A 12380-nucleotide genomic window follows, 5' to 3' on the forward strand; every position below is an offset into this window, starting at 1 on the left:
GAGTGCGAAATGCTGCCAGACGCCGTCGTCTTCGACATGGACGGGACCCTGACCGACACGGAGGCCACCTGGGACGTGGTGCGTCGCCAGCTGGCCACCGACGCCGGACTGCCCTGGCCCGACGGCGCCACCCAGGCGATGATGGGCATGAGCACCAGGGAGTGGAGCACCTTCCTCGTCGAGACCGTCGGGCTGCCCGTCACCCCGGAACGCGCCGCGCAGTCGACGGTGGAGGCCATGGCAGCCCACTACCGCACGGGCATCACGGTCCTGCCTGGGGCCGTCGAGGCCGTGCGGCGGATGGCCGAGCGGTACCCCGTGGCCATCGCCAGCTCGTCGCCCCGGACGCTGATCGACGCGGCGGTGGAGGCGCTCGGGTTGGCCGATGTCCTTGCCGCGACCGTGTCCACGGAGGAGGTGGAGCGGGGCAAGCCGGCGCCCGACGGTTACCTGCGGGCCTGCGAGCTGCTCGGCGCCCACCCGCTGCGCAGCATCGCCGTCGAAGACGCACCCAACGGCCTGCTGTCAGCCCTGGCGGCGGGCATGACGGTGATCGCCGTCCCCCCGCACTTCCACCCGCCCGCGCCCGAACTGCTGGCCCGGACGAGGGTGATCGCGACCCTCGACGAGCTCACGCACGAACTCGTCGAGGGCCTCGTGCCTACCGCAGCTGCCAGGTGACCTGACGCCCCAGGGTGCCGCTCAGCCGGTCGGCCGCGTCGGGGCTGGTGGAGGCCTCCAGCCCCGCCTGCATCGCCTCGATCCGAGACCGGATGCCCAGCCGCTCAGCGGCGGCGGCGTTGGTGGGCTCCTCCACGAACCTGGTCATCGACGCCACCGCGTTGCGCTGGTGGGTGGCGTCCGAGGCGCACTGCGACTCGAGCCGCGCCCGGTACCAGTCGGAGTTGAGGACCTCGTCCCGGTCGAACAGCCGCCTGAACCTCTCGTCAGCCAGCGTCATGCCGTCGGACACGCCGGTGGCCATGATCTCCAGAAGTGCTCGGATGGGCGGGACGGCCAGCGCGATGGTGCCGTCGTCGATGTAGGACTGGGCGACCCGCTTGTGGGTGGTCACGATGGTGCGGACCGACTCGACGTAGGCCTCCACATCCTGGAGTTCGGGCTTCAGCATGTTCTCCGAGAACACGACGTGGGGGTGCATGAAGATCCGGCCGAAGTACTTCGACTGGAACTTCGAGGTCATCCGGTAGCCGAGCCGGCTCGCCTCGATCGTCTCGCCGTCGTGCTCGAAGTCGGGCACCCGCTCCAGGGCGCCCTCGGCGATCAGTGCCGCGGCGCTGCGCTCGTCCGGGGTCATCCTGGAGAACACCTCCGGCACCAGCAGCGAGATGTCGTGGTCGACCCGCACGTTGGGGCCGATGACCCCCGCGCTCGAAAGCCAGCCGTCGTAGCCGGTGAGGGCGAACGACAGGAAGGCCGCGTTGAGGTCGATCACCGAGGGGAGCGCGTTGAAGGGGCCCTTCGTCATGGCGCCCTCGGAGCCGGCGCCCGTTGTGGACGGCGACTTGCCGGTCATCGACGAGATGAACTCCATGAACAGCTCCGGCAGCTCCATGTAGTGGAGGGGAGCGTAGGCGCAGAGCGGGGGAACGCCGTCCTCGGCCGCGTTGTTGCGCCGGCCGGCCGCGACCACGTCGACGGGCAGACGCAGCGGCGCCCGCATCGGCAGTCGGCGATGCAGCCGCGCCACCATCTCCGCCAACGCGGTACCGCGGGGGCGCGCGAGGTCCTGGCGGACCTGGAGATAGCGCGGGTTCTTCGACCGCGCCCCGTTGATGAGGCGGGGGTGTGCAGAGGAGACGAAGTACCCGGGCACGCCCGGACCCCCCTTGGCCACCTTGCGGATCAGCTTCTGGATGGGCTTGGAGAACCGGGAGAAGGCGATGGCGTCGTTGACGAGGTCGCGGGCGTCGGCCGTCGTCAGGGGCTCGAAGTTGCTGAGGAAGGCGCCGTGCGCGATGTCGTACTCGGCCTGCTTGTCGTAGCCGCGGTGGATGGCGTCGTCGGGCCGCTGGAACAGGAGCTGCTCGCAGTTGGTCACGAACTTGCGCGACAGCCCGTCCTCGCGGCCGGCCACGTCGCCCGGCACGACGATGCTCGCGGTGATGTCGTCCTCGGTCTGGACCTTGGCCGCGGGGTGGAAGTCGTGCCGCAGCCCGAACAGCCGCCATGAGCCGTCCGGCGCGAAGCCGACCCGCAGCATGTTGACGGTGATCTTGTCGCCGTCCAGGCGCAGCGCGTGACCCGCGCGGCCGTTGATCCGGCCGACGGAGAAGTGCGAGGCCCAGTCGGAGCCCCATTCGGGGCGGTAGAACCGCTTGACGACGAAGACGAGCTCCTTGATGTGGTGCGGGATGGACTCCACCCAGGCGTTGTAGCCGTCGGTGAAGTCGGGGCTGGGGGTGAGGAGCTTGATCACGCTGCCCACGGACCGCGCATCCGAGAGGAGGGGCCTCGGGTCGACGGCGGAGGAGTCGCGGAACCGGTCGGTGAAGTCGCGGTCGACGATGGCCGCCACCTGCGCCATGTCGTCGGCGAAGTCCGCGATGTAGGCGTTGCCGAACACGAACGCGTCGGTGATGGACTTCGAGATCTCGGACTTGCCGCCGCCGGAGACGGTGGCCGGCTTGTGGCACGAGGTGGCGACGGGGGAGGTGCCCAGGAGGGTCCACTGGTCGCCGTCGGCCTCGATGTGGGCCAGCTCCACCACGTAGCCGTCCGGCAGCACGTAGTGGGTCTCGGCACGCAGGGCGATGGTCTGGGGGACGCCGTCGACGGTCCACGTGATGGTGCTGTCGCGGAGGGAGAAGGTCGCGGTCCCTGGCACCAGCACGATGTGGCGCTGTTCGAGGTCGACGGCGTGGCCCTCGGGCCGGCGCTCGAACCGGTCGGGGTCGCGTGCGATGACGTCGTCGAAGCGGTAGGAGGGATCCCAGTACGTGTGGGTGTAGGTCTGGCCGAGGTTGTAGCGGGGGAAGGTGATGGCGCCGCCGGAGTGCTCCTCCTCGACCAGCCCGAGGAGGTTCGCCGAGTAGCTGATCTGGGCCTTGACCTCCTTCTTGCAGTAGCCGAAGTAGTTGTCCGCGATCACGGTGACGATCACGCCACGCTCGTCGCGGGCGCACGCCTTGAACGCCGAACCGTTGTTGTAGCGCTCGTCCTCTGTGCGCCAGCACATGCCGTCGCGGCGTTGGCGGTCGGTGGCCTCGTCGAAGTGCGGAAGCCCGAGCTCCTTCTTGGTGAGCCGCGTCAGATGGGGGGCGAGGACCACGAGGCCGGTGTGCCCGGTCCAGGTCTCGGGGTTCAGCGACGCGTCGTTCTCCGGAAGGTATGGGTCGCCGCCGTTGCCGAAGATCCCCTCGACGAAGTCGAGGTTGGCCATCATCGTGGCGGGCGCGATGAAGCGGGTCTCCATCCGGCGCTCGACGGTGTAGCCGGGCACCGCCGGAACCACGATCGGCCGCAGCAGCAGGGACACCCAGCACCTCGGCCGGTCAGGGTGGTTCGAGGTGTAGGGCAACACCATCGCCTCGTCCGGCGGCTGGAACGCCTGCTCCATGAGCCGCCCGAAGGTCTCCCTCGGCACCGCGATCTTGTCGTCCTGGATCGGCAGGCCGCCCTCGGCGATGTGGAAGACGCCCTTGGTGGTGCGGCGGTCGTTGGCCGGGTTGTGCAGGATTCCGTTGACGAGGCGGTAGCTGGTCAGCAGGTCGGAGGTGAACGTGTCGCCGTCGACGGGAAGTGACATGTCGCGGGCGAGGCCGGCCTGGTCCAGGACCAGCGTCTGGCGCGGCAGGCACGGCCGGGTCCCGGTGCCCTCGAGGTAGGTGTCGAGGAAGTTCTGGACCCGGGTGTCGACGGCGGGGAGCCGGTGGGCGAGGCGCCTGTTGAGCTCCCGCTGGCGGGCCAGGATGGGCCTCACCAGGTCCACTGCGCGCCCGGCCGCACCCTCAGAGGGGAGCGGAAGACCGAGCAGGCCGAGGCGGAGGTTGATAGCTGCTGTGTCCGCGAAAGTCGCCATGATTCACTATGGACTCACCCCTCGTCATGACAAAGCAGGGGGTGCCAGGAAAGCCCCGGGGTGGCTCCCTTAGGATGCGGCGGCCCGGTGCACGGCCTCGATGGTCTCGATCACCCGATCATTGAGCGGTGCAAGGTTGGCGAAGTCCTTCGGCGGGGCTCCGCGGTACAGCGGCCGCACACACACCAGCTCCTCGAACAGGTCCTCCTTGGTGAACGCGGGCTTGCGGGCCAGCATCCGCAACCCGCCGCGGGACTCGCGCAGGTCGTGGAGCCTGCCCCGCCAGCCCGGATTGGACAGCGGGGCCTCGTCCGAGTCCATCGCGTCGATGAGCGCCTCCAGCGCCTCGATCAGGTCGCTGAGCGCGGGCTGGACCGCCTCGGAGCTGAAGGGGGAGAGCTGCACCGGCCCGTCGTCGTCACCGGTATCGCGCCGCAGCAGCTTGTCCAGAAAGCCCATGATGGTCCGCCCTTCGTCGTCGATCCCCCAACCGTAGCGCCTGCCCCCAGGCCTCCGGTGCCGGGCCGTCCGCGGGGTCAGTCGAAGCGCGTCTCGCTCTCCGCATTGCTCAGTCCTCCGAGCGAGTCTCCAGGCAACTCGCCCGAGACGGGATGGTGGGCGTGGCCGCCGGCGTCTGGGTCGAGGACGGTGTGGCCAGGCGCCGCGTCCGGCTGCAGGATGTCCTGGCTGGGGTGGACCTCGGGGTCGTAGACCTCGTCGTGCTGCTCGCCGGTCATGGTGGCTCCTCTCCATGGGGTAATGACGTTACGCGTCCAGCCCATGGGGCGGGGCCGTTTCGCAGCACCGGAGGATGAGCGGTGGGACACTGGGAGGACAGGAGCGGGCGACGACGCCCGACGGCCCGCCGCCCCTCATGCTCGCGCGTGACGAGGAGGCTGAAGATGTTCGAGCAGCAGTATCAGAAGATGGCCGAGGCACCCGGCTTCGTGGCGGCGCTGGACCAGAGCGGCGGGAGCACCCCGAAGACGCTGCAGCGCTACGGCCTGGAGAAGTGGGCCGACGAGGCGGAGATGTTCGATCTGGTGCACGCCATGCGAACGCGGATCATGTCGAGCCCCAGCTTCGACGGCGAGCGGATCCTCGCCACCATCCTGTTCGCCCAGACCATGGACCGAGAGGTGCAGGGGCAGCCGACGCCGCGCTTCCTGTGGGATGTCAAGCACATCGTGCCCATCCTCAAGGTCGATCGCGGGCTGGAGGATGAGGTCGACGGCGCCCAGCTGATGAAGCCGATCGACGGTCTGGACGAGATGGTGCGGGCCGCGGGTCAGAAGGGGATCTTCGGCACCAAGATGCGCTCCGTGGTGCGGGCCCCCGGTGCGGGCGCCGAGGCCGCCGTCGCGCAGCAGATCTACCTGGGGCGGCGCATTCTCGCGGGCGGTCTGGTGCCCATCCTGGAGCCCGAGGTGGACATCGCCTCACCCCACAAGGCCGACGCGGAGCGGCACGTCCACGATCTCCTCGCGGCAAGCCTGGACGACCTGCCGGAGGGGGAGAGGGTGATGCTGAAGCTGACCCTTCCCGAGACCGACGACCTGTACGCCGACCTCGTGTCGCATCCGCGCGTGCTGCGGGTGTTCGCCCTCTCGGGCGGGTACTCGAGGGCCGAGGCCACGGCCCGCCTGGCGAGGCAGCACGGCGTTGTCGCGAGCTTCGCGCGGGCGCTGATGGAGGGGCTGCAGGTCAGCCAGAGCGATGAGGAGTTCGACGCGATGCTGGACTCCTCGATCGCCGACATCTACGCAGCGTCCATGGCCTGAAGGCCGGTGCGGTGGGCGACGCGGGAGCGGCCATGCGGGTTCGGGGGCCCGCGCGGGCTATGCTCGGTAGGTTCACGCCCCTCCGGCGGGTGGATCGGAGGATTGGGTGCAGCGACTGAAACCGGGACTGGTGCTCTCGGAGCGCTACCGTCTGATCGGCCATGTGGCCTCTGGCGGGATGGGGCAGCTCTGGGAGGGTTTCGACGAAGTCCTGGAGCGGCGGGTGGCGCTCAAAATCATGCACCCCCATACCCAGGACGAGTTCGCTCTGGTGGAGCGGTTCCGCGACGAGGCGCGCTTCGCCGCCCAGTTGGTGCACCCCAACATCGTCACCGTCCATGACTACGTCGACGTGGACGGCCTGTCCTGCCTGGTGATGGAGTTCGTCGACGGGCCCACGCTCGCGACTCTCCTGTCCTCCGGTCCGCTCAGTCACGACGCGACCCGCACCCTTCTCTACGAGTTGGCGTCGGCACTGGTGGTGGCGCACGAGGCGGGGATCATCCACCGCGACATCAAACCCGCCAACGTGCTGGTGCCGGAGACCGGCGCGAAGCTCACCGACTTCGGGATCGCCCGGTCTGTCGAGGGGGAGTCGCACACGCTGACCGGGCAGGTGCTCGGCACTTCGCACTACCTGAGCCCGGAGCAGGCACTCGGGCAGAAGCTGGGCCCTGCCTCCGACATCTATGGGCTCGGGGTGCTCGCGCACGAGATGCTGACCGGTTCCCGCCCCTTCGACCGCGGGACGCCGATCGCGACGGCGCTGGCCCACGTCCGCGACACCCCGCCCCCGCTTCCGGAGGAGACGCCGTCGGACCTGGTGGCGCTGGTGACCGCCTGCTTGGCGAAGGATCCCGCGGAGCGGCCTTCCGCCGCCGTCGTCGCGCAGATGATGGAGCCGGGCGGAGAGGCGACACTGTCAGACCAGCCTGTCCCGGACGGTGTGATGGAGCCAGCCCTGCCCCGCAGGGCGCTCGTCGAGGGCTGACGTCCCCGTCCGGGGCACGTGCAACCACCTGCCCCCAGCGTTCAGGCGCGCGCGCCGGGGTGCCCCAGCTGACGCCAGGCCTCGTAGACCGCGATGGCGGCGGCGTTGGCCAGGTTGAGCGAACGCATGCCTGGCCGCATCGGGATCCGGCACCGAGCGGTCACGCGAGGATCAGCCAGAACCTCCTTGGCCAGCCCCGTGGGTTCAGGACCGAAGAGCATGACGTCGCCGGGCAGGTAGGCGATGTCTGTGTAGACCGTCTCGGCGTGGGCGGTGAAGGCGAAGACCCGCGCCGGCGCCAAGGCGCTCAACGCTGCCGAGAGGGACTCGTGGATGAAGGTGGCCGCCTCGTCGCGGTAGTCGAGGCCCGCGCGCCTCAGCCTGGCCTCGTCCATGTCGAAGCCCAACGGCCGGGCCAGGTGCAGCTCGGCGCCGGTAACCGCAGCCAGCCGCATCGTCGCGCCCGTGTTGTTCGGGATCCGCGGCGAGTCGAACAGGATGCGCAGCGGGAGGCTCATTCCGCCATCATCGCATCGTGCACGAGGTCGTTCGAGCTGTCCGAGCTGTCCCTGCGCGCGGGAGCCGGCCCCGAACGCACGAAGGCCGATGCGGCGGCGGTAGCCCTGACCGCGGCCCGGTACATCACTGATGACCGTGGCATGCCCGCCACCACGTGGGCCCGATGGAACTCCACCCCTACGACGGCCGCGAAGACATCGCCCGCCCCGACGGTGGTGGCGGGATGGAGCAGCGGCCGGGTGCTGATCGGCGTCGCGGTGCCCTTGATGCACAGGGTGGCGCCCAGGTGCCCGCGCGTCACGATGAAACCGGTGCGCGGCGAGGATGACGACCAGCGCATCGCCCTTTCCACCGCCGTCGGTTGATCGTCGTCGGAGAAGACGACGATGTCGAAGCAGGACCAGGTCGCGGCCTCCTCGTCGCCGATGTCGCGGCGCAGAACGGGCATGTACGAGCGGTCCCCGGGCGTCCCGCTGGTTCGCATCAGTCCCTGCGCCAGCAGGACCCGAACCTCGGCGGCGCCCGCGTGGGCATCCCTGATCGCCGCGATGTCGGCGGCCCGATCCAGGTCGGGGATCAGGGGGCAGAAGTACAGCAGGTCGTGGGTCGTGTCGAGGGCCTGCATGCTGATCGGCGCGGGCTCCCGATCCGAGGGGCGCCAGTACTGGACCCGTGGGGGCGTACACCCGGCCGAGTCAGTGTCGCGGCGCGCGGCCTCCACGACATTCCTGTAGGACAGCGAGCGCAGGCCGTCCGGCCCCCGGTCCAGCCGGAAGTCGCCCAGCAGGCCCAGCAGGTCTGCCCCGTAGGACCCGCTCACCAGGGCGGTGAGCCCATATGAGGTCTGTAACTGCCGGGCGATGAACAGCGCGGGTGACCCCCACGCGGGCTCGAGAACCCGCCCACCCTCCTCGTTCAGGTCCAGGCAGAGGTCGCCGATGACGATGGTGGACGGCGTCGGGCCCGTCTCCGTGGTCCACACCGCATGGGCGCGCGAGGCCGGTGTCGCAGTGTCCCGCTCCTGCCGCACGTGCACGCCTCGCTCTTCGCCGATTCAGTCTGGCGTCGGATCTTACGCCCAGCCGCCCGTTCCGGGCGTCGTGACGCCCACGGCTGGAGGGTAGAGTCGGACTACCTGTTTCCCAACGATTCGTGGGACGTGATGCGGGAATCCGTGGGGGCATCCGGTCGTTGGCCCAGGAGAAGATCCATCTGTCGTGAAAGGCGCGTGCCGTGCAGAACCCCTCCGATCTTTACCGGTTCACCACCGACGCTCACCGCGGCGAGCGCGGCTCCGGGGTTCTCGTCGTGGCCCTCGGCGCCTTCATCGACGCCGGACAGGTGCAACGCATGCTCAGTGAGCATCTCATCGGGACCGGGCATGCCTCGATGGTGGCCACCTTCGACATCGACCAGCTCTTCGACTATCGCGGCCGGCGCCCAACCATGATCTTCGACACCAACAGGTGGTCGGAGTACGAGGCGCCGTCGATGGTGCTGCAGCGGCTCACGGACCGCGACGGCCACCCGTATCACCTGCTGACCGGCCCTGAGCCGGACTTCCAGTGGGAGCGCGTCGTCGAGGCCATCCGCGAGTTGGTCGTCGAGCTCGGGGTCAGGCTGGTGGTCACCGTCAACGGCATCCCCATGGGCGTGCCGCACACGCGGCCCGTGGGGATGACGGCCCATGCCACGGACGCAGCCCTCATCCGCGACGTCCATTCACCCTTCGGGCGCGTGCAGGTGCCCGCCTCGATCGGTGCGCTCCTCGAGCTTCGCCTCGGGGAGTCCGGGCACCAGGCCGCAGGCTTCGCCGTCCACGTCCCCCACTACCTCGCGGCATCGGAGTTCGCCGAGGGCGCCCTCGCGGCGCTCAACGCCATCGTCGACGTCACCGGGCTCAACCTCCCCAACGACGACCTCGTCGCCCTGGCCGAGGAGAACCGTCGCGCCATCGCCTCCGAGGTGGAAGGCAACGACGAGGTGCGCGCCGTCGTCGCTGCGCTTGAGCAGCAGTACGACGCGTTCGTCCAGGGACAGCACCGTCCGAACCTGTGGGCCGCCGAGGGTTCCGAGATCCCCTCAGCCGATCAGCTCGGCGCCGAATTCGAGAACTTCCTGCGGACGGTCTCCGACGACGAAGACTGACGTCGACCTGGATCTGACGAACTGCTGACCCCCTCCTCGCGGCGCCGATGAGCCGTGCGGACCGGGCACGGGCGGCGCCTTCCTGTTTGAGGTCGCACTGGCCTGGGTACGAGGTGGACGTCGTGACCGGCCCGCGGGCTGGTTCCGGCGAGGCAGTGACCTGACAGGCAGTGACCCGTCGGCAGTCCGATGGCGGCCTGCCCCGGGTGTCGAGGTGAAGGAGCACCAGAGATGTCGCCCACCCCATCGAAGCCCACCGAGCCGTTGACCCCGCCGCAGGGGCCAGGCGTCCCCGGGCCCGCGCTCGAGGAGCCCACCGCGCCGGTGGCGCCGCCTCCGCCGAAGCCGTCGCAGCAGGGGCCGGCCACCGTCACGCCTACGGGTGCCCCAACCGGGGCGCCCGCGGAGGCGATGGCGCAGCAGGGCGAGTACCTGACCACCTCGCAGGGCGCGCGGCTGCGCACCACCGATCACGCGCTGAAGGCGGGGCCCCGCGGCCCGGTGCTGTTGCAGGACCATCACCTGCGCGAGAAGATCACCCACTTCGACCACGAGCGGATCCCGGAGCGCGTCGTGCACGCGCGCGGGACCGGGGCTCACGGCGTGTTCGTGGCCAACGGTCGCGCGACCAAGCTCTGCCAGGCGGCATTCCTCAAGCGCGGGGTGGAGACGCCGGTGTTCGTCCGGTTCTCGACCGTGCAGGGCTTCCGCGGGTCATCGGACACGGTCCGCGACACGCGCGGGTTCGCGACGAAGTTCTACACCTCCGAGGGCAACTACGACCTCGTCGGCAACAACATGCCGGTGTTCTTCATCCAGGAGGGCATCAAGTTCCCGGACATCGTGCATGCGGTCAAGCCGGAGCCGGACCGGGAGATCCCGCAGGCGCAGAGCGCGCACGACACCTTCTGGGACTTCGTCTCCCTGCACACGGAGGCGCAGGCGCACGTGGCGTGGGTGATGTCGGACCGGGGGATCCCGTTGTCATATCGGATGATGGAGGGATTCGGAGTCCACACCTTCCGGCTGATCAACGACGCCGGCGAGACGTCGCTCGTGAAGTTCCACTGGAAGCCGAAGCAGGGCATCCACTCGCAACTGTGGGAGGAGACGCAGCTGACGGCGGGCAACGACCCTGACTTCCACCGCCGCGACCTCTATGACGCCATCGACGCCGGCGCCTACCCGTCCTACGACCTTGGAGTGCAGGTGATGCCGGACACCGAGGACGAGACCTTCGAGGGCATCGACCTGCTGGACCCGACGAAGCTCGTGCCCGAGGAGCTGTGCCCGGTTCAGATCATCGGCACCATGACCCTCAACCGCCGCCCGGTCAACTTCTTCGCCGAGACCGAGCAGGTGATGTTCAACCCGGGCAACCTGGTGCCCGGGATCGACGTGACCAACGACCCGCTGCTGCAGGTACGCCTGTTCTCCTATATCGACACGCAGATCACGCGCCTCGGCGGGCCCAACTTCAGCCAGATCCCGATCAACCGCGCGCAATGCCCGGTCAACGACATGTTCCGCGACGGCTTCCACCAGAGCGCCGTGCACGGCGGCGTGGCCCCCTACCGGCCCAACTCCCTCGACGGCGGCAACCCGGCCGAGGCCGACGAGAAGGCGGGCGCCTTCATCGACGTCCCCACCCCTGTGGCCGGCGACAAGGTGCGTGAGCTCTCGGCGAGCTTCGACGACCACTTCAGCCAGGCGACCCTGTTCGTGCGTTCCCTGACCGACGTGGAGCGCCGGCACATGGCCCGCGCCTACACCTTCGAGCTGGGCAAGTGTTACGAAGAGTCGGTGCGGGTCCGGCAGCTCCAGTGCCTGGCCAACATCGACGCCGACCTCTGCGCCGAGGTCGCCCAAGGTCTCGGCCTGCCGGCGCCGGAACCGACGATCCCGCCTGCTTCCGATGCCCCGCCCAGCGCCGCACTGTCACAGATTCGAGGCACCTGGCCGGTGACCGGCCGCAAGATCGCCGTCGTGGTGGACGCCGATACCCCGCCCGACGCCGTCGCCGCAGCCAGGGACGCGGTGCGTGCCGCGGGCATGCTGCCCTTGGTGACAGCACCACGCGGCGGGAAGTTGGGCGAGGTGGTCATCGACCGTGCGTTCCTCACCGCGGCCTCGATCGAGTTCGACGCCGTCCTCGTCGTCGACGCGCCCACTCCGGCACCCGACGCGGAGGAGACGTTCGACGCCAAGGCCGGGCACGGCACGGCTGGGGAACCGGTCGATCCGCGAGTGGCTAAGATGCTCGCCGAGATGTACCGCCACTGCAAGGCGATCGCGGTGGCGCCAGAAGCCACGGCCGCGCTGGTCGCGGCCGGGGTCCCGGAGTCGGCGGCAGGGGTGGTGATCGCCCAGCCCGCTGAGGCCGTGGCGAAGTTGGCCAAGTTGCTGGCCGCCCACCGGGCGTGGAAACGGTTCCCGGCCGGCCCTCCGACCAACCCCTGACCCACACGGGGTGAACTGGCGCGTCCGGCTCAGAACCGCTCTGGGAACGCGCCTTATGCGCGGATCCTGGCGTTGAGTCTGGTTCTGGTGACGATTGTGCTCGAGTCGCGCATCGAACTGTCGGTCAGCGACCGGACCGGCCTCTCGACCCACGTCGGTGACGATCGTGCGGCGAGCGTGCCGTCAACACGCTACGGATCGGCGCTTCCTGGCGGAGGGTGACGTGGGCCGGGAATGACAAAACCCCCAGTCAGAGCGGCTTTCGCCGGTTTGACTGGGGGTTTCAACTTGTGTCCGAGAGAGGACTTGAACCTCCTTTGAAATCCGTTTGACTACGAAGTACGCCGAATCGGCTTCGATCTGGATTGTTTCGTGCGGCGAACGTGCGACGGAGGGGACGGTGCCGACGCGCGCAAGGTGTGGCTTCGTTCGCTTGGTG

General features: G+C 69.4%; 11 protein-coding genes. 6 read left to right on the forward strand and 5 right to left on the reverse strand.

Translation table 11 applies throughout. The annotated features are described in order from the left end of the window. Positions 1-9 precede the first annotated feature (9 nt). Positions 10-681 (forward strand): HAD family hydrolase, encoded by a 672-nt coding sequence (locus ACX1D3_RS08770; RefSeq protein WP_458993570.1) that lies wholly within the window; start codon positions 10-12, stop codon positions 679-681. On the opposite strand, the gene ACX1D3_RS08775 is transcribed toward ACX1D3_RS08770, so the two are convergent. From ACX1D3_RS08775 to ACX1D3_RS08785, 3 genes are all read right to left on the reverse strand, one after another. After that, a complete protein-coding gene (locus tag ACX1D3_RS08775; protein ID WP_458993571.1) occupies positions 662-4042 on the reverse strand; it encodes a PPi-type phosphoenolpyruvate carboxykinase family protein in 3381 nt (1126 codons plus the stop codon). The genes ACX1D3_RS08770 and ACX1D3_RS08775 overlap by 20 nt on opposite strands. A 69-nt stretch (positions 4043-4111) precedes the next feature. Further along, complete coding sequence (locus ACX1D3_RS08780; protein WP_458993572.1) at positions 4112-4501, reverse strand: hypothetical protein; 390 nt, start codon at positions 4499-4501, stop codon at positions 4112-4114. Between the two features lie 77 nt (positions 4502-4578). Next, the gene (locus ACX1D3_RS08785; protein ID WP_458993573.1) at positions 4579-4779 is read right to left on the reverse strand and encodes a hypothetical protein; all 201 of its coding nucleotides are present in this window, start codon (positions 4777-4779) and stop codon (positions 4579-4581) included. Between the two features lie 165 nt (positions 4780-4944). Between ACX1D3_RS08785 and ACX1D3_RS08790 the strand changes: the two genes are divergently transcribed. Further along, a complete protein-coding gene (locus ACX1D3_RS08790) occupies positions 4945-5823 on the forward strand; it encodes a fructose bisphosphate aldolase (RefSeq protein WP_458993574.1) in 879 nt (292 codons plus the stop codon). Between the two features lie 106 nt (positions 5824-5929). Next, on the forward strand, positions 5930-6814 hold the full coding sequence (locus ACX1D3_RS08795; RefSeq protein WP_458993575.1) for a serine/threonine-protein kinase: 885 nt from the start codon (positions 5930-5932) through the stop codon (positions 6812-6814). A 41-nt stretch (positions 6815-6855) separates the two neighbouring features. On the opposite strand, the gene ACX1D3_RS08800 is transcribed toward ACX1D3_RS08795, so the two are convergent. Continuing rightward, complete coding sequence (locus ACX1D3_RS08800; protein ID WP_458993576.1) at positions 6856-7332, reverse strand: tRNA (cytidine(34)-2'-O)-methyltransferase; 477 nt, start codon at positions 7330-7332, stop codon at positions 6856-6858. Beyond that, complete coding sequence (locus ACX1D3_RS08805) at positions 7329-8369, reverse strand: hypothetical protein (protein ID WP_458993577.1); 1041 nt, start codon at positions 8367-8369, stop codon at positions 7329-7331. Before ACX1D3_RS08805 ends, ACX1D3_RS08800 begins: the two co-directional genes overlap by 4 nt. Before the next feature lie 197 nt (positions 8370-8566). Between ACX1D3_RS08805 and ACX1D3_RS08810 the strand changes: the two genes are divergently transcribed. From ACX1D3_RS08810 to ACX1D3_RS08820, 3 genes are all read left to right on the forward strand, one after another. Continuing rightward, complete coding sequence (locus ACX1D3_RS08810) at positions 8567-9481, forward strand: proteasome assembly chaperone family protein (RefSeq protein ID WP_458993578.1); 915 nt, start codon at positions 8567-8569, stop codon at positions 9479-9481. A gap of 231 nt (positions 9482-9712) precedes the next feature. Further along, positions 9713-11941: a catalase gene (locus tag ACX1D3_RS08815; RefSeq protein ID WP_458993579.1), complete on the forward strand. Its 2229-nt coding sequence runs from the start codon at positions 9713-9715 to the stop codon at positions 11939-11941. Positions 11942-12028: 87 nt separating this feature from the next. Beyond that, positions 12029-12163, forward strand: a complete 135-nt coding sequence (locus ACX1D3_RS08820) for a hypothetical protein (protein ID WP_458993580.1) — start codon at positions 12029-12031, stop codon at positions 12161-12163. Positions 12164-12380: the final 217 nt, after the last annotated feature.

The sequence above is a fragment of the Tessaracoccus yangjingae genome (genome assembly GCF_054483935.1).

Coding starts and splice junctions, on each gene's coding strand:
- ACX1D3_RS08770 (WP_458993570.1), top strand. CDS start 10: ATGCTGCCAGACGCCGTCGTCTTCGACATGGACGGGACCCTGACCGAC.
- ACX1D3_RS08775 (WP_458993571.1), bottom strand. CDS start 4,042: ATGGCGACTTTCGCGGACACAGCAGCTATCAACCTCCGCCTCGGCCTG.
- ACX1D3_RS08780 (WP_458993572.1), bottom strand. CDS start 4,501: ATGGGCTTTCTGGACAAGCTGCTGCGGCGCGATACCGGTGACGACGAC.
- ACX1D3_RS08785 (WP_458993573.1), bottom strand. CDS start 4,779: ATGACCGGCGAGCAGCACGACGAGGTCTACGACCCCGAGGTCCACCCC.
- ACX1D3_RS08790 (WP_458993574.1), top strand. CDS start 4,945: ATGTTCGAGCAGCAGTATCAGAAGATGGCCGAGGCACCCGGCTTCGTG.
- ACX1D3_RS08800 (WP_458993576.1), bottom strand. CDS start 7,332: ATGAGCCTCCCGCTGCGCATCCTGTTCGACTCGCCGCGGATCCCGAAC.
- ACX1D3_RS08815 (WP_458993579.1), top strand. CDS start 9,713: ATGTCGCCCACCCCATCGAAGCCCACCGAGCCGTTGACCCCGCCGCAG.